Annotated in this window: 14 protein-coding genes and 3 tRNA genes; 5 read left to right on the forward strand and 12 right to left on the reverse strand. The window is 67.6% G+C overall.

Annotated features, from left to right (window positions below; genetic code table 11):
• The first annotated feature begins 27 nt into the window (after window positions 1-27).
• A tRNA-Glu gene (locus EDD41_RS06570) sits at window positions 28-103 on the forward strand.
• 68 nt (window positions 104-171) lie between these two features.
• Here EDD41_RS06570 and EDD41_RS06575 read toward each other — a convergent pair.
• On the reverse strand, window positions 172-1,116 hold the full coding sequence (locus EDD41_RS06575; protein ID WP_123575351.1) for a glycerophosphodiester phosphodiesterase family protein: 945 nt from the start codon (window positions 1,114-1,116) through the stop codon (window positions 172-174).
• 300 nt (window positions 1,117-1,416) lie between these two features.
• Entirely contained in the window at window positions 1,417-1,860 is a 444-nt protein-coding gene (locus EDD41_RS06580) for an aromatic ring-opening dioxygenase LigA (protein WP_123575352.1), read from the reverse strand.
• Window positions 1,861-2,032: 172 nt separating this feature from the next.
• On the opposite strand from EDD41_RS06580, the gene EDD41_RS06585 reads away from it, so the two are divergent.
• The 3 genes from EDD41_RS06585 to EDD41_RS06595 all read left to right on the forward strand — a co-directional run bounded on the left by EDD41_RS06585 (window position 2,033) and on the right by EDD41_RS06595 (window position 2,947).
• Window positions 2,033-2,341: a DUF2853 family protein gene (locus tag EDD41_RS06585; protein ID WP_094765703.1), complete on the forward strand. Its 309-nt coding sequence runs from the start codon at window positions 2,033-2,035 to the stop codon at window positions 2,339-2,341.
• A gap of 359 nt (window positions 2,342-2,700) precedes the next feature.
• Window positions 2,701-2,774, forward strand: a tRNA-Asp gene (locus EDD41_RS06590).
• Between the two features lie 96 nt (window positions 2,775-2,870).
• Window positions 2,871-2,947 (forward strand) — tRNA-Phe (locus EDD41_RS06595).
• A gap of 204 nt (window positions 2,948-3,151) precedes the next feature.
• On the opposite strand, the gene EDD41_RS06600 is transcribed toward EDD41_RS06595, so the two are convergent.
• From EDD41_RS06600 to EDD41_RS06630, 7 genes are all read right to left on the reverse strand, one after another.
• The gene (locus tag EDD41_RS06600) at window positions 3,152-4,117 is read right to left on the reverse strand and encodes an alpha/beta hydrolase (RefSeq protein ID WP_123575353.1); all 966 of its coding nucleotides are present in this window, start codon (window positions 4,115-4,117) and stop codon (window positions 3,152-3,154) included.
• Between the two features lie 5 nt (window positions 4,118-4,122).
• Window positions 4,123-4,356 (reverse strand): DUF3073 domain-containing protein, encoded by a 234-nt coding sequence (locus EDD41_RS06605; RefSeq protein ID WP_094765705.1) that lies wholly within the window; start codon window positions 4,354-4,356, stop codon window positions 4,123-4,125.
• Between the two features lie 171 nt (window positions 4,357-4,527).
• Window positions 4,528-5,595, reverse strand: a complete 1,068-nt coding sequence (purM, locus tag EDD41_RS06610) for a phosphoribosylformylglycinamidine cyclo-ligase (RefSeq protein ID WP_094765741.1) — start codon at window positions 5,593-5,595, stop codon at window positions 4,528-4,530.
• Entirely contained in the window at window positions 5,592-7,082 is a 1,491-nt protein-coding gene (gene purF, locus EDD41_RS06615; protein ID WP_094765706.1) for an amidophosphoribosyltransferase, read from the reverse strand. The genes purM and purF overlap by 4 nt, the downstream gene beginning before the upstream one ends.
• Window positions 7,083-7,117: 35 nt before the next feature.
• A complete protein-coding gene (locus EDD41_RS06620) occupies window positions 7,118-7,513 on the reverse strand; it encodes a DnaJ family domain-containing protein (RefSeq protein ID WP_170165269.1) in 396 nt (131 codons plus the stop codon).
• A gap of 295 nt (window positions 7,514-7,808) precedes the next feature.
• Window positions 7,809-9,152 carry a dipeptidase gene (locus EDD41_RS06625; RefSeq protein WP_123575354.1) on the reverse strand — a complete coding sequence of 448 codons (1,344 nt, stop codon included), beginning with the start codon at window positions 9,150-9,152 and terminating at the stop codon, window positions 7,809-7,811.
• A 10-nt stretch (window positions 9,153-9,162) separates the two neighbouring features.
• Window positions 9,163-10,593, reverse strand: coding sequence for an amidase (locus tag EDD41_RS06630; RefSeq protein ID WP_123575355.1), 1,431 nt, complete (start codon window positions 10,591-10,593; stop codon window positions 9,163-9,165).
• A gap of 125 nt (window positions 10,594-10,718) precedes the next feature.
• Between EDD41_RS06630 and EDD41_RS06635 the strand changes: the two genes are divergently transcribed.
• A complete protein-coding gene (locus EDD41_RS06635) occupies window positions 10,719-11,921 on the forward strand; it encodes an amino acid aminotransferase (protein ID WP_123575356.1) in 1,203 nt (400 codons plus the stop codon).
• Between the two features lie 76 nt (window positions 11,922-11,997).
• On the opposite strand, the gene purL is transcribed toward EDD41_RS06635, so the two are convergent.
• The 3 genes from purL to EDD41_RS06650 form a co-directional block, all read right to left on the reverse strand.
• Window positions 11,998-14,256, reverse strand: a complete 2,259-nt coding sequence (gene purL / locus EDD41_RS06640) for a phosphoribosylformylglycinamidine synthase subunit PurL (protein ID WP_123575357.1) — start codon at window positions 14,254-14,256, stop codon at window positions 11,998-12,000.
• A 171-nt stretch (window positions 14,257-14,427) separates the two neighbouring features.
• Window positions 14,428-14,676 carry a CstA-like transporter-associated (seleno)protein gene (locus EDD41_RS06645; RefSeq protein WP_094765711.1) on the reverse strand — a complete coding sequence of 83 codons (249 nt, stop codon included), beginning with the start codon at window positions 14,674-14,676 and terminating at the stop codon, window positions 14,428-14,430.
• Window positions 14,676-16,925 (reverse strand): carbon starvation CstA family protein, encoded by a 2,250-nt coding sequence (locus tag EDD41_RS06650; protein ID WP_245995555.1) that lies wholly within the window; start codon window positions 16,923-16,925, stop codon window positions 14,676-14,678. The genes EDD41_RS06645 and EDD41_RS06650 overlap by 1 nt, the downstream gene beginning before the upstream one ends.
• Between the last annotated feature and the right edge of the window lie 66 nt (window positions 16,926-16,991).

Below are 16,991 nucleotides of genomic sequence, written 5' to 3' on the forward strand. Positions count from 1 at the left end.
GCAGACCCCCTAGACTTGCCCGGTCGGGTCCCCTTCGTCTAGCGGCCCAGGACACCGCCCTTTCAAGGCGGCAGCGCGGGTTCGAATCCCGTAGGGGATACCAAGGAGAAGCCCCTGACCAGCAGCAATGCTTGTGTCAGGGGCTTCTTCCCGTCCACGGACCCGGCGGGCTCAGCGCGCCGGGTAGGCCTTGGGCAGGCGCATGCCGCGTTCGGCCATCACCTCGCGCAGGACGTCCGGGTAGTCGGTGATGAGTCCGTCAATCCCCATGTCCACCAGCGCGGCCATCGTGTCGCGGTCATCGCAGGTCCAGGGGATGACCCTCAGGCCACGGGCGTGTGCCTCGGCCACCATGGCCGGGGTCACATAGAGGGAGAAGTTCGGATCCGAGATCTTCCCGTTCTGAGGCATCCCGTAGACAGGCGAGAGCGCTGTGACGCCCTCGATGGACGCGGCCGCCTTCACGAAGTCTCCCCCGAAGTCATCGGCTTCGATGCCACCAAGCCATGGCGAGGCACCCTCCTCGCCCACCTGCAGGAAGTCGTGGTTGGTCAGGGCAACCAGCGGCATCCGGGGATTGATCCGGTGCATCTCCATCAGCGCGCCCCAGTCGAAGCTCTGGACAGTCACCTGACGCTGCAGGCCGGACTTCACGATCTCGTCGTTGACGGTACGGACGAAGACCTCGCGCGGCGCGGTCTCCTGCGGGGCGCCAGCCTCCACCTTGGTCTCGATGTTCATCATCACCTGCCGGGCCTTACGCTGCTTGACCAGGGCGAAGACGTCCTTCAGCTCGAGCATCGGGGCGATGGTGGCCTTCTGCCGCTCGAAGCCAGGCTTGGGCTGGTACCCGCATTCCAGGGTCTTGACCTGTGCCAACGTCAGGTGGGTGATGAACTTGCCGACGTAGGGAAACTGGGGGTCCCCCGTGAAGGCGGGGGCGGTGTCGCGGCAGACGGTGCCGTTGATCCTGCGGTCATGGGTGACGACGACCTTGCCGTCCTCGGTGACCTGGGTGTCGAGCTCGAGCGTGCTCACGCCCAGGTCCAGGGCGGCGGAGAAGCTGGCGATGGACGACTCGGTGTTGAGGCCGACGCCACCACGATGGGCCTGCAGGTCGAACTGGGTCTTGACTGGCGCGAGGTGACGAGCAGCCGGGTTGGGCCGACAGAGCCGCGGTGAGGGTGTGCTTCAGCATGCTCCCAGCACAGCACCGAAGCCAGCTGGCCATCCGCCCACCAGCACCCGTCGAATCAACATTTCTGCGAAGGTTCACGGTCTGATCACCCGGGGCCGTGCTTCATCCAGGCCGGGCGCGCACGCCCTCTCACCCCAGTGGGATCACCGGACGGGCTGGAACTGAAAGGTGCCCCACGCCACGAGGGCGTGGGGCACCGCGAGCCAATGGTGAGGGGCTCAGTTCTCGTCGCGCACAGCGGCAGCCGCGGCGCCGGTCACGACGCCCATGCCCATGACCAGGGCGGAGACACCGTAGGCCAGCACGGAGGTGAACAGCGAGGCGCGCACGAAGTTGGCCTGCATGACCTGCTCGCGGGGGCCAGCCAGAGCCTCGGCCTTCTCGGTGTCACCGGCACCCAGGGCGCCCATGTACTCGTCGCTCAGTTCGGCGAAGGTCTTGCCGCCACCGATGTGCTCGGCGTGGGAGCCGACCACACTGGCCTGCTCGAAGGCCGTGAGGGGGCCCGCAACGAGCTTGCCACCGAGCTTGGCGGAGTCGGGGTGCACCTCGATGCGCTGGTCCTTGAGCTGCTTGGTGATCATGCCCCAGGCGGCCGCACCACTGGCGACGAGGACGGGGCTGGCGGCGGTCAGGATGGCGCGGGAGAGGGACTTGCTCATGGGAGTTCTGCTTTCGTCTGGGGTCACGTGCTGACACCCTTACAAGTTGACCATTCATCCAAATATTCCCGACAGGGACTCCAAGCTGTGGACTTCGGCGTTCCCCCCGTCGAGACCCGGTATGAGTGCCACCATGGAGGCGTCAGACCGACACCTTCGAAAGGCTCCACCAATGGACCACCTCGCAGACATCCGGAAGTACTCCCCCACAGCCAAGGCCGAGGTCGTCGCGGCCATGGAGAAGACCTACCGTCTCGTCCTCAGCAAGCCCGATTCCTCGATGGTCAGCTTCAGTGACCCGGCCGAGCTCGCCACCGTGCGCGAGAACTTCGTGAAGAAGAAGCTGGGCATCACGGGCGACGACGCCGCCCTGGACGCCGAGATCAAGAAGATCGGCGAGAAGATCCCCGGCCGCAAGAACCGACTGACGGTCTACTACCTGCTGGCCGAGCACCATGGGAAGCTCGCGCTGTTCGCCTGAGCACCCCACGCATGACAAACGCCGGGAGTACCTGCAATCCCCCGATCAACAGGTATTCCCGGCGTTCTGAGCGCCCGACCATCGCCTCCCCCGAGGCGGCTGGCGCACCGCGCCTTGGGTCCATCGTCACCCGCACAGGCTGTGAAAACAAGTTAACGGTTAACACGGCGCCGAAAACCTCGAACATCCAGCGGCCCGACACACCCCGAGTGTGAGCCCAGCCATAAAACCCCTAGTCAGAGCGATGCAAGATCCACCGTTGGCCTCGATTTCACTTTTGCCCCCAGTTCACGCTATATTTTTCGAGCTGCCTGAAACGGGCAGTCGGCCGGATCGGAAACGATCCAGCAGGGCCGCAAGGCCCCGTAGCGCAGTTGGTTAGCGCGCCGCCCTGTCACGGCGGAGGTCGCGGGTTCGAGTCCCGTCGGGGTCGCGAAAGCGGTGATGGAAACATCACCGCTTTTGTGTTGATGGATCCTCGCCGATCCAGACGCACGTTGAGGATGCGCTTCCACCGCGCCTCAACACTGGCCAGGTAGCTCAGCTGGTAGCAGCGTTCGCCTGAAAAGTGAAAGGTCACCGGTTCGATCCCGGTCCTGGCCACCACTCAGCCCGCTCCCTCACCGGAGCGGGTTTTTGGTGCCCGACCACCCCCACCCACGGCCCGACGTCGGCTCCACACCACCTTCCCGTCCTCTCTGCACGCCTTGGCGCGGCCTTGCACCCCCTGCAGATGCGGCATGGCCAGACCCTGACGTGCACAGTGGCGGGCCAGCCGCCCGCTGCCGGTATGACCCCCGCAGAGAAGGGTCAGCCGGTGTAGGCAGCCGTCCAGCGGGCCACCTCGTCGAAGTAGCGCCCACGCACGGCCTCGGCGCTCAGGGCCAGGTCATGCAGCCCCCCATCGATCCGCACCATGGTCACGTGGTTGCCCAGCCGCACCGCCCTGGCGGCGATCTTGTCCACGTCGAGGACGGCGTCCGCCCGCAGCAGCGCCTCGTCCCAGGTGCGACGGAAGTCGCTGCGGGCGCTGGTCAGCACCAGCACGGGACAGTCGATGGACAGCCCAACGGCAACCCGATCATGTCCCGCCAGCACCGCCGCCAGCCAACCCACTCGGATCTGGAAGTCGTTGACACCCTTCAATTCGCGCACCATGGTCCACTCACCGTCGAGCTCCGCCTCGATGGTGCGGGCGTAGAGGCCGTTGTTGGGCAGTGGGAGCACCGTGGTCGGGTACGTGGTCCTTAGCCGCTGCAGGACCGGTGCCGTGATGGCTCGCCGCAGTGGTGAGCCCTGCAGGTCCAACCAGGGCGAGTTTAGGACCAGCCCGGTGAGCTCACCCGGACGCGCATCGGCCCACAGGGCGGAGATCAGGCCGCCCGTCGAGTGCCCCATCAGGCAGACCTCGTCGTGGGACTCGCGCAGCACGGCCATGGCGGCATCGAGTTCCTCGAAGTAGTCCTCGAGGCTGGTGATGAAGCCGGGCAGCTGCCCCGGACGCAGGCTGCGGCCATAGCGACGCAGGTCCACCGCGTAGAAGTCGAAGCCCATCTCCTCGACGGCCTCGGCCAGGTGCGGCTGGAAATAGTAGTCATTCCAGCCATGCACATAGAGCAGCGCGCGACGGGTGGTGGGCTCACGGCGACGCACCAGCGTCGCCGACACAACAGCAACTTCCTCCGGCTCACCCGGTGCGGGTTGTGCCGAAGGAAGTTGAAGAGTCAGTTGTTGATGACCCGGAAGGAGACGGTCATCGTCCCACTGGTGTGACATCGCGGTCAGACCGCGCGACGGGGGTCCTGATCCTCGTCGTCGTCCAGCTCGTCCTCGTCGAGGTCGACCCCATATGCCGCGGCAAGGTCCGCGTAAGGGTCTTCCTCTTCATAGCTGTCATGGGATGTGCTCTTGATCCCGAGCTCTCGCTCCAGAGATGCCACATCCATGTTGACCGGGCGATACTTCAGATCCCTTGCAACCTTGGTCTGCTTCGCCTTTGCACGGCCGCGCCCCATGTCGGGTCGACCCCCTCGCTTTGTCCCTCGCGGATTTACCGCGGCAATGTGTGTTCAAACTTTCGTGAGACACAGGCTACCGGACTCACGGGCCCCAACCAAAAGACACAGCCACCAACGGTCCGCCTGTTCGGACGGACCGTTGGTGGCTGCACCGCAAGTCAGCGGGATTCAGCCCGCGCTGGGGTGCTCCCCAGTCATCGTGACGCGCTCCTGGGCAGCCTCGGAGGCCTCCACCCGCCCCAGCACCCAGTTGGCCACGCCACGGGCGTCCAGAGCCGCCCTGGCGGCATCCAGACTGGCCTCGGGGAGCACGGCCACCATGCCGACGCCCATGTTCAAGGTCGCCTCGATGTCGCTCTGGCTGACCTTGCCCACCTGCTGCACCAGCTGGAAGACGGCCGGCGGCGTCCACGAGGAACGCTCCAGCGTGACGCTGAGGTGGTCCGGGATCACGCGGGCCAGGTTGTTGGCCAGGCCACCACCGGTGATGTGGCTCATCGCGTGCACCTCGGTGGCCTTGAGCAGGTCCAGCACGTCGAGGGCGTAGACCTTCGTCGGGGTCAGCAGCGTCTCGCCGAGCGTGCCGCCGAGCTCGGACACGTCCCGGTCCAGCTTCCACCCGGCCTCCTCGAGCAGCACGTGGCGCACCAGCGAGTAGCCATTGGAGTGCAGGCCCGAGGACGCCATGGCCAGCACCACGTCGCCGGCCACGATCCGGTCCGCGCCCAAGATCTTGGACTTCTCGACCACGCCGGTGGTGGCACCGGCGATGTCGTACTCGTCGGGAGAGAGCAGGCCCGGGTGCTCCGCGGTCTCGCCTCCCAGCAGCGAGCAACCCGCCACTTCGGCGGCCGCGGCGATGCCCTTGACGATGTCGGCGATCCGTTCGGGAACCACCTTGCCGCACGCAATGTAGTCGGTGACGAAGAGCGGCTCGGCGCCGCAGACCACCAGGTCGTCGACGAGCATGCCCATCAGGTCGAAGCCGATGGTGTCGTGCTTGTCCATGGCCTGGGCAATGGCCACCTTGGTTCCCACACCGTCCGTGCTGGTGGCCAGCACCGGGTGGTCGTAGTTCTTGAAGGCACTCGCGTCGAAGAAGCCGGCGAAGCCACCCAGCCCTCCCAGCACCTCGGGGCGCTTGGTGCGGGCGACGTGTGCCTTCATCAGCTCGACCGCGCGGTCACCGGCCTCGATGTCGACTCCGGCGCGGGCATAGGCGGACTGGCTCATCAGCATTCCTTCTTCTTGAGGGGAGCATTGCGCAGGTCGGCCAGGGGCAGGTCCTGGTCACCGACCGGGTAGACGCCGTCGAAACAGGCACAGCAGAGGTTCTCCTTGGGCATGTGCGTGGCCTTCACCAGCCCGTCCAGGGAGATGTGGCCCAGCGAGTCCGCACCGATGGACTTCGCGATCTCGTCGATGGTCATCCCGGGTGCGATCAGTTCGTCGCGGGTGGCGAAGTCGATGCCGTAGAAGCACGGCCACTCCACCGGCGGGGCGGAGATGCGCACGTGCACCTCCTTGGCGCCGGCCTGGCGCAACATCGCCACCACCTGGCGCTGGGTGTTGCCACGAACGATCGTGTCGTCCACGACGACGATCCGCTTGCCCTTGACCACGTCGGGCAGCGGGTTCAGCTTCATCCGGATACCCATCTGGCGCATCGCATTCGACGGTTGGATGAAGGTGCGCCCCACATAGGCATTGCGGACCAGACCGAGCCCGTAGGGAATCCCCGAACCGGCGGCAAAACCAATGGCGGCGGGGATCCCGGACTCCGGCGTGGGAATCACCAGGTCTGCGTCGACGGGAAACTCCTTGGCCAGCAACTTGCCGATCTTCACGCGCACATTGTGGATGCGTCGGCCCTGCAGCAGGGTGTCGGGGCGGGAGAGGTAGACGTACTCGAACAGGCAGTGCTTGGGTGCCGGCGCGGCGAACTGCTGCGAGGAGATGGTGCCGTCCGCGGTGATGGTGACCAGCTCGCCCGGCTCCACGTCGCGCAGGAAGGTGGCACCGACGATGTCCAGCGCCGCGGTCTCGGAGGCGACGACGATGCCAGCCCCTTCCGGCAGCTGCCCCAGCGCCAGCGGGCGGATGCCCTGCGGGTCACGCGCCGCGTACAGCACGCCCTCGTCCATGAAGGTCAGGCAGAAGGCGCCGCGCAGTTGCGGCAGCACCTCCAGAGCGGCCTCCTCCAGAGAGTGGTCGTCGTAGCTGGCCAGCAACGCGGACAGGATCATCGTGTCCGACGAGGAGTCCATCCGCTTCTTGTGCGGCACCTTGTCCTGGCCGATGCGCTCGGCCAGCAGGGCCTCCAGCTCGTCGGTGTTGGTGAGGTTGCCGTTGTGGCACAGGGCCAGCGAACCATCACAGGTGGCGGCCAGGGTGGGCTGGGCATTGCCCCAGATGCTGGCACCGGTGGTGGAGTAGCGGGTGTGGCCGACGGCCAGGCCTCCCTGCAGGGTGTTCAGGGTGGGCTCGTCGAAGACCTGGCTGACCAGGCCCATGTCCTTGAAGACCATGATCCGGTTGCCATTGCTCACGGCAATGCCGGCAGACTCCTGGCCGCGGTGCTGCAGCGCAAAGAGGCCGAAGTAGGTGAGCTTTGCCACCTCTTGCCCGGGAGCTTGTACGCCGAACACGCCGCAGGCATCCTGCGGGCCTCGGTCGTGCGGGTCGATCTCGTGGGTCAACAGTCCATCGGGGCGAAGTGGCACGGAGTCACCCTATCGCGGGTCGGTTGAGGGCGCGCTCAGCGACGACCGGACCGCCACCGCTCCAGCGTCTGCTCCACGTCCAGCAGGCCGGTGATGATGGTGCGCCCGGCGATGGGCGTCAGATTGGTCTGCTTGATCCGGACATTCAGGTCCTCGACGATGGCCCGCGCCGTGGCCTCGTCGCGGACGTCGGCCAGGGTCTCGAGGATGTCCTGCTTCTCCCGTCGAACTGCCAGCGGGCCCGGCATCGCGCCACGCAGGTCCTCCTTGGCCAGCTTGCGCCGGGCCCACCAGTCGGGATCCTCGCCCGGCCGACCCAGGTCCGTCAGCGGCTTGCCCTCGCCGGGCAGATTGCTGAACTCGCCCCGCTCCGTGGCCTCACGGATCTGGCGGTCGATCCAGCTCTCGAAGCGCAGTGGTTCTTCGGGCATGACCCCATGGTAGAACCGGCCCAGGACACACTTCGGGCCCGCAGCCAATGACTGCGGGCCCGAAGTCCACCCGACGGACCCCCCGAACCCATCAGGCATCTTCCCCCTGAAATCTCGCGGCCTGGTTCCCCTCGACCGTTTCGTCGCGATGCCCCAAGTCTGCCCAGAGAGGGGGCCAGTAGAGCAGTTGAACCGTCAGACACAGAGATCCATTCAGCCTCCAGACAGAGAGGATGTCCGATATGTCCCTCACCACGGGACATAACGGACATCCTCGGCCTTCAGCCGCGAAAAATCAGCGCGCCAGCCGAGCCAACAACAAGGCCTCCGCCAAACACGCCTTCTCCAAGTCATTGATGTCCTGGGACTCGTCAATGCCGTGCGGACGGCCATCGGGATCGGCGACGGCCGTGACCAGCACCTGCGAGGCGGGGAAGGCCTTCTGGAAGTCGGAGATCATCGGGATGGAACCGCCGCAGCCCACCTGCACCGGCTCGACGCCGTCCCAGGCGTCTCGGAAGGCGGCCTGGGCCAGCTCTGCCAGCGGCCCCTCGAAGGGGACGACGCCCGGATCGCCGGTCTCGCCCTTGGTGACCGCGACCTGAGCACCCCACGGGGCGTGGCTCTCCAGGTGCCTGGCCAGCGCGTCCAAGGCGGAGGCGGAGTCATCACCGGGGGCGACGCGCAGGCTGACCTTGGCCCGCGCCACCGGGGCCAGTGTGTTGGACGCGTCGGCGACCCGGGTGCAGTCGATGGCCAGCACGGTGCACGACGGCTTGGTCCACAACCGGCTCACCGCGGAACCGTCGCCGATCCACTGCACACCGTCGAGGACTCCCGTGTCCGCACGCAGCCGGTCCTCCGGGTAGTCCAGGGCGGGTCCCTCGGCGGACTTCACGCCCTCGACGGCCACATTGCCCTGCTCGTCGTGCAGCGTCGCCAGCAGCCGACACATGGAGGTCAGGGCATCCGGCACGACGCCGCCGAAACCACCCGAGTGCAGCGCATGGTCCAGGGTGCGCAGCTCCACGACGCAGTCGCAGACGCCGCGCAGGGTGGTGGTGAAGGACGGCTGGCCGGCCTCCCAGTTGGTGGCATCGCAGATCACGAAGACGTCACTGACCAGCTCGTCGTGGTACTTCTCGATCAGACGGGCCAGGCTCGGGGAGCCGATCTCCTCCTCACCCTCGATGAACAGGGTCACGCCCACCGGCGGCTTGCCGTCGAAGGCGCGCAGGGCAGCCAGGTGGACCGCGACGCCGGCCTTGTCGTCATTGGCGCCGCGGGCGTAGAGGCGGCCGTCGCGCTCGGTGGGCTCGAAGGGCTCGGTGCTCCACAGGGAGAGGTCGCCGGTGGGCTGCACGTCATGGTGCGCGTAGAGGCAGATCGTCGGCTGTCCCTCAGGAGCCGGGAAGTGGGCGATGACGGCCGGCTGTCCGCCCTCCTGCACCACCTTCACGTCCTCGCAGCCGATCTCCCGCACCAGCTCGGCGACGGTCTCGGCGCTGCGGCGCACCTCGTCGGCCTTCTCCGGCAGCGAACTGATCGACTGGATGCGGATCAGGCTCTCCAGGTCCTCCCGCATCCGGGGCAGAACGGCGTCGACGGCGGAACGAAGGGCGGTCTCATCGGTGCTCATACTCGCGATGCTATCCACCCTCGACGGCCAGCGGAACGGGCAGGGCGGGCCAGGGCGCCGCTTCCTCCAGCTCGACGGACAGACGAAGCAATGTCTCGTCATGGCCCAGCTCCCCGGTGAACATCACGCCGATGGGCAGCTCGATGCCGTCGATCCTCTCGCGGTGCAGCGGCAGGCTGATCGACGGACGCCCACACAGGTTGGCTGTGCTGGTCCACGGCGTGAAGCGGGTCTGGTCCCAGAAGTCCCGCTCCGGGTCATCGTCATTGCGCAGTTGGCCGATCCGGGCCGGCGGCTGGGCCAGCGTCGGGGTCAGGATGACGTCGAAGCCCTGCCAGGCGACGGCCGTGTCCCTGCTCAGCAGCTGGGCGCGCTGCACTGCGGCGGCATGCGCGACACCGGTGACGCTGCGCCCGTGCTCGCGCAGCCACCTGGTCAGCGGACGCAGTTCCTGTTCACGGTCCGCGGGCACGGGGGCGCCCAGCGCCATCACGGACCACAGGTCGATGAAGGCGGCCCACCGGTCGGGCGCATAGGGCGCGGGAGCCTCCGCCACGTGGTGCCCCAAGCCCTCCAGCACGGCGACCGCCTTGTCCACGGCGCGCAGGCAGGCGGGATGGACCTCGGTGTCCACATTCGAGGGTCTGGTCAGCACCCCGATCCGCAGCCGCTGGGGCGGCACCCAACACCGGGCCAGGAAGCTCGTGTGTGGATCCGGCAGGAGGTAGCCGTCGCCCGGCCAGTGGGCGCTCAGCACGTCGATCCCGGCGGCGGTGTCGCGCACGGTGCGGGACAGCACGCCATGGGTGGACAACGCGACGCCGTCGGTGCCGTGAGGCCCGGGAGAGACGCGGCCGCGCGACGGCTTGAGCCCCACCAGCCCGCAGATGCTGGCGGGGATCCTGATGGAACCGCCTCCGTCGCTGCCGTGGGCGATGGGGGCCAGCCCGGCGGCGACGGCCGCGGCGGCGCCCCCGGAAGAACCACCCGCCGAGCGGCTCGGGTCCCAGGGAGTGCGCGCCGCAGGCTGGTCATCGGGTTCGGTGTAACAGGGCAGCCCGAACTCCGGGACCGTGGTCAGGCCGGTCATCACCGTCCCGGCGCCCCGCAGGAGCTGGGTGACACCGTCGTCGAGTGTGGCCGTCTGCCCGGCGAAGACGCGCGACCCCACGGCCCACGGCATTCCCTGCACCATCGTCAATCCCTTGATCGGGCAGGGAACGCCACGCAGCGGACTGCCCTGAGCGGTCCGCGGGTGGGCGTCCAGGGCCGCGGCGGAGGTGAGTGCCTGCTGGTGCGCCAGGTGGATGAAGGCGCCGATCGTGGGGCCGAGGCCTTCGCTGCGCTCCAGCGCGTCGACGGTGACCTCCAGAGCGCTCACCTCCCCGCCGCGGATGGCCCCCGCCAGGTCCAGTGCCGACAGCTCGTGGATGCGCGTCATGGGATGCACTGTGCCACGCAGCACCCACGCCGTGGCCCCGGGCCAGTGGCATGGACACCTCCCATCACGGGGCAAGCCATGGAAGGATTGAGGCTGTCCGTACCCCTTGCTGAAAGGCCCTGAGAATGTCCATCTTCTCCGCCGTCGACATGGCGCCCCGCGACCCGATCCTGGGCCTCACCGACGCCTACCTGTCCGACACCAACCCGAAGAAGGTGAATCTGGGCGTCGGCGTCTACCAGGATGCCGACGGCAAGTTGCCGGTGCTCGAGTGCGTACGCACCGTCGAGCAGCAGATGGGAGCGGATCCCAAGCCCCGCGGCTACCTGCCCATCGACGGCCACAAGGCCTTCACCGCCGAGGTCGCCAAGCTGGTGCACGGCCCCGAGGCCGCCGCCTCAGGCAAGCTGGTCACCGTCCAGACCCTGTCCGGCACCGGCGCCCTTCGCGTCGGCGGCGACTTCCTGCGTCCGCTGTCCAACGGCAAGCTGCTGCTGTCCGACCCATCGTGGGAGAACCACCAGGCCGTCTTCACTCGCGCCGGCTTCGAGGTCTCCACCTACCGCTACAAGGCCGCCGGGCGCGACGGCATGGACTTCGACGGCATGATCGAGGACCTGCGCGCTGCCGAGAAGGGCACCGTCGTGGTGCTGCACGCCTGTTGCCACAACCCCACCGGTTACGACCTGTCCGACGAGCAGTGGGACCAGGTGGTGCAGACCGTCACCGAGTCCCAGCTGATCCCGCTGGTGGACATGGCCTACCAGGGCTTCGCCGAAGGCCCGGAAGAGGACGTGAAGGCGATCGGCAAGTTCGTCGCCACCGGCCTCCCGGTGGTCAACACTGTCAGCTTCGCCAAGAACATGAGCCTCTACGGCGAGCGTGTCGGCGCGCTGCAGGTCACCTGCGCCGATGCCGACGAGGCCGCCCGGGTCCTCAGCCAGCTCAAGGTGCTGATCCGCACCATGGTCTCCTCCTCCCCCACCCATGGCGCCGCCGTGGTGGCCGCCGTGCTGTCCGACTCGACGCTGCGCAGCCAGTGGGTCACCGAGCTGGCCGGCATGCGCGAGCGGATCAAGGAGATGCGCCGACGCCTGGTGGACGGCCTGGCCGCCGCCGGGGTGACGGCCGCCAATGGCAAGCGCGACATGGGCTTCATCGCCGAGCAGGCGGGCATGTTCAGTTACTCCGGCCTGTCCAAGGATCAGATGGTGCAGCTGCGCGAGAAGTGGGGTGTCTACGGCACCGACAAGGGCCGGATCTGCGTCGCTGCCCTGAACGACTCGAACATCGACTACGTCTGCGAGGCCATTGCCGACGTGATCTGATGGTCTGACCTCAGAACTGTGGATGGTAGCCACCGAGCTCGGTGGCTACCATCCACACTTCTCAAGAGCTTTCTCCTCAGGCGTTCATCACTGCCGGGATCGTGGTCTCCCAGGCCTCGCGCAGCTCGGCCAGCGGCAGGGTGAACTGGCCCTGCACCTCCAGCTCCGGGTTACCGGTCACCTCACCCAGACGGGTCAGCGGGACACCGTGCTCCTCGCACAGGGCCTTGAAGCGGGTCAGGGAACCGGCGGGGAGGCTGACGATGGCACGGGCGGCCGACTCGCTGAACAGCTGCACGCACGGATCTCCCTCGGGCAGGGTCAGGGCGACGCCAAGGTTCTTGCGCAGCGCGCTCTCCACCAGGGCCTGGGCCAGGCCACCGTCGGCCAGGTCATGGGCGCTGGACAGCAGCCCCTCCTTGCTGGCGGCGATCATCACGCGACCCAGCTCCATCTCGGCGTCGAAGTCAGGCTGCGGCGGCACGCCACCGAGGTGGTCGTCGTGCATGACCTGGGCCCACACCGATCCGCCCATCTCCTCCTGGGTGGTGCCCAGCAGGAAGACGCCGTCGCCCTCGTGGGCGAAGCCCATCGGGGTGCGCTTGGTGACGTCGTCGATCACGCCGAGCATGCCCACCACCGGGGTGGGGAGGATGTTCGTGCCGTCGGTCTGGTTGTAGAAGCTGACATTGCCGCCCGTGACCGGAGTGCCCAGCTTCTGGCAGCCGTCCACCAGGCCGATGATGGCCTCCTGGAACTGCCACATCACCTCGGGATCCTCGGGGGAACCGAAGTTCAGGCAGTCGGTGATGGCCACCGGCTCGGCGCCGCCCACGGCGACATTGCGGTAGCTCTCGCACAGCGCCAGCTGCGCACCCAGGTAGGGGTTGAGGTAGGCGAAGCGACCGTTGCAGTCGGTGGCCAGGCTGATGCCCAGGTTGGTCTTCTCGTCGATCCGCAGCATGCCGGAGTCCTCCGGCTGCGCCAGCACCGAGTTGCCGCGCACATAACGGTCGTACTGGCTGGTCACCCAGGACTTGTCGCACAGGTTCGGGCTGGCGACCATCTTCTTCAACGTCGCGGCCAGTTCCTCGCCGGTCTTGGCGCGCTCCAGTGCATTCGCGTCGTCGGCGTTGACCTCGTCGATCCAGTCCGGGCGCGCAATGGGCCGGTTGTAGGTGGGGCCGTCGTGCGCGACAGTCTTGGGGTCGACGTCGACGATGGTCTCCCCGTGCCAGGTGATGATCAGTCGGTCCCCGTCGGTGACCTCGCCGACGACGGTGGCCAGCACGTCCCACTTGGCGCAGATCTCCAGGAAGCGCCCGACCTTGCCGGGCTCCACCACGGCCATCATGCGCTCCTGGGACTCGCTCATCAGGATCTCCTCCGGGGAGAGCGAGGGGTCACGCAGCGGGACGACGTCCAGCTCGACATTCATGCCGCCGGAGCCGGCGCTGGCCAGCTCGCTGGTGGCGCAGGAGATGCCGGCCGCACCGAAGTCCTGCAGGCCGTTGATGACGCCGGCCTCGAAGAGCTCCAGGGTGCACTCGATCAGCAGCTTCTCCATGAAGGGGTCGCCGACCTGCACGCTGGGGCGCTTGACCGGACCGTCGGCGTCGAAGGTCTCCGAGGCCAGGATGGAGGCGCCGCCGATGCCGTCGCCGCCGGTGGCCGCGCCGTACATGATCACCTTGTTGCCGGCACCGGTGGCCTGGGCGCGCTTGAGGTCCTCGTGCTTCATCAGGCCGACGCACAGGGCGTTGACCAGCGGGTTGCCGTAGTAGGTCTTGTCGAAGACCACCTCGCCGCCGATGTTGGGCAGGCCGAGGCAGTTGCCGTAGCCGCCGACGCCGGAGACGATCCCGGGCATCACGCGCTTGGTGTCGGGGGCGTCCAGCGGGCCGAAGCGCAGCGGGTCCATCACACCGATCGGGCGGGCACCCATGGCGAGGATGTCGCGCACGATGCCGCCGACGCCGGTGGCGGCACCCTGGTAGGGCTCCACATAGGACGGGTGGTTGTGGCTCTCCGCCTTGAAGGTGACGGCGTAGCCCTGGCCGATGTCCACGGCCCCGGCATTGTCGCCGATGCCCGCCAGCAGGGGGCCACGAGGGGTGGTCTGCTCCAGGACGCCGAATCGCTTCAGGTGCACCTTGGAGGACTTGTACGAGCAGTGCTCGCTCCACATCACCGAGTACATCGCCAGCTCGGCGCCGGTGGGGCGCCTGCCGAGGATCTGCCGGATCGAGTCGTACTCGTCCTGCTTCAGCCCCAGCTCAGCCCACGGCTGCTGGACGTCGGGAGTGTTGACGGCATTTTCTACGGTGTCGGCCACGGGGACAATCTACCGGGTCCGGGTGGCGAAGATCAGCCAGCCCACCTCGCCACGCGGCTCGCGCTCCTCAGCCGGCCCTGCCCGAGGTCCACCCGCACCCAAGGGCCCCATCCGCACGTCAGAACGTGCGGATGAGGCCCCGTGGATGAGGACGACGCCGGAGGGGCCTCGTCAGCAGCATCGACTCCCTGGGTTGTGCTCCTGGCGGTGGTACTCGTGCCGCCAGAACTCCTTGCGGTCCATCGCCTCCCCCGGTTGGGCGGTGGTGCGGTGCCAGGCCAGGTAGCGCTCGTACTTGTCCGCGCCCAGGACCCCGTTGGCGAAGCGCAGTGCGCGGCGCCAGCGGGAGGGCGTCCCCTCGACGGGCTCGGGGGCCGTGGTGGAGACAGGCTCGGGGACCGTGGTGGAGACGGCTGCCATCAGTGGCCCGTCTTCACCAGCTGCGCATCAGGATGCGACGCGTAGTAGGCGGCCCACTCCTTCTCCAGGGCCTTCTCCGGGGCCGAGGCGCCCAAACCTGCCGGCGCGTAGAGCTGTGCCGGCAGGGCCGGATCCTCCGAGGAGACTCCCCCGCCAGCTTTCAGCGCCTGCACCGTGCGCACCGCGGCGAAGACGAAGACGATCAGCGTGCACACCACGAAGAGCACCGACAGGCACCCCTGCACCATGGTGTTGAAGCTGACGGCATTCATCTGGTCCAGGTTCTTCGCGGCACCCAGCTCGGTCTTGCCGGCCTTGATCGCGTCGGCGTACAGCTTGTGATTGGCGAAGTAGCCCACCTTCGGGTTGCTGCTGAAGATCTTGAGGTAACTGCCGTAGACGGTGATCACGGCGGTGAACAGCCACGGGATGACGATGATCCACAGCGCATTGCGGGCGCCCTTGCGGGCGAAGACCACGGCGCAGATGCTCAGCGCCAGGGCGGCCAGCAGCTGGTTGGCGATCCCGAACAGCGGGAAGAGGGTGTTGATGCCGCCCAGCGGGTCGGTGACGCCCATGATCAGGATCGATCCCCAGCCGGCCACCATCACAGCGGTGGTCAACCAGGCACCGACCTTCCAGCTGGGATCGCGGAAGCGGGCGTGGAAGTTGCCCAGCGCATCGGCCAGCATGAAACGGGCCACACGGGTTCCGGCGTCGACGCTGGTGAGGATGAACAGCGCCTCGAACATGATGGCGAAGTGGTACCAGAAGCTCATCATCGCCGGGCCACCGAAGACCTGGTGCATGATGTGTGCCAGCCCGACGGCCAGGGTAGGGGCGCCACCCGTGCGGGAGACGATCGACTGCTCACCGACATTGCGTGCGGTCTCGGTCAGCGTCGCCGCGTCGACGTGCACGCCGGTGAGCCCCAGGGAGTTCACGTACTGCACGGCGCCCTCGACGGTGCCTTGGGTGGCTCCCGCCGCGGAGTTCATCGAGAAGTAGATGCCCCGGTCGATGCTGACCGCGGCCACCAGCGCCATGATGGCGACGAAGGACTCCATCAACATGCCGCCGTAGCCGATCAGCTTGGTTTGGCGCTCCTTCTCCACCATCTTCGGGGTCGTGCCCGACGCGATCATCGCGTGGAATCCGGACAGCGCACCGCAGGCGATGGTGACGAAGAGGAAGGGGAAGAGCGAACCGGCGAAGACCGGGCCGTCGGAGCGCGAGGCGTACTCGCTGATGGCCGGGACGGTGATTGTCGGCTGCACGAAGACGATGGCGATGGCGAGCATCGCGATCACGCCCACCTTCATGAAGGTGGACAGGTAGTCGCGCGGGGCCAGCAGCAGCCAGACGGGCAGGATGGCGGCGATGAAGCCGTAGACGATCAGGCACCAGGCGACGGTGGGCTTGTCCAGGTGGAACCAGGCGACGCCCCAGGCGGTCTTGGAGACGTAGCCGCCGCCAATGATGGCCGCCAGCAGCATGATGCAGCCGATGACGGAGACCTCCATCACCCGGCCCGGGCGCAGGTAGCGCAGGTAGACGCCCATGAACAGCGCGATCGGGATGGTCATGCCGACGCTGAAGACGCCCCAAGGGCTGTCACCCAGGGAGTTGACGACTACCAGCGCGAGGATGGCGACGATCATCAGCATGATGGACAGGGTGGCCAGCAGGGCGGCGGTGCCGCCGATGGGGCCGAGCTCGTCCTTGGCCATCTGCCCCAGCGAACGGCCGCCGCGACGCATGGAGATGAACAGCACCAGGTAGTCCTGGACCGCGCCGGCGACGATCACGCCGACGATGATCCAGATGGTTCCCGGCAGGTAGCCCATCTGCGCAGCAAGGACCGGGCCGACCAGCGGCCCGGCTCCGGCGATGGCGGCGAAGTGGTGGCCGTAGAGGATGCGGCGGTCCGTCGGCACGAAGTCATGGCCGTTGTAGGCGTACTCGGCCGGGGTGGCGCGACGGTCGTCGGGCTTGACGAGCACCTTCTCGATGAAGGTGGCGTAGAAGCGGTGGGCGATCAGGTAGCTGCAGACAGCAGCGAAGACGAACCAGATGCCGTTGATGGACTCCTTGCGGGCCAGCGCGATGGCGGCCCAGGAGACGGCTCCGAGCAGGGCGATGGCTCCCCAGATGATGATCTGTTTGGGGGAGAGCTTCTTCTCCTGCTCGATGGTCTGTTCGTCGAGCGAAGTGGGTGGGAGGTCGGCCGGCAAGTCAGGCCGCGTCATGGTGCTCATGTTGCCTCGGGGTGGGCGCAGGTGGCCGCGGGGCTTTCCCATCGCCGGGGCGGCCGG

Origin of the sequence: Luteococcus japonicus (genome assembly GCF_003752415.1) — a bacterium.
GTDB classification, from domain to species: domain Bacteria; phylum Actinomycetota; class Actinomycetes; order Propionibacteriales; family Propionibacteriaceae; genus Luteococcus; species Luteococcus japonicus.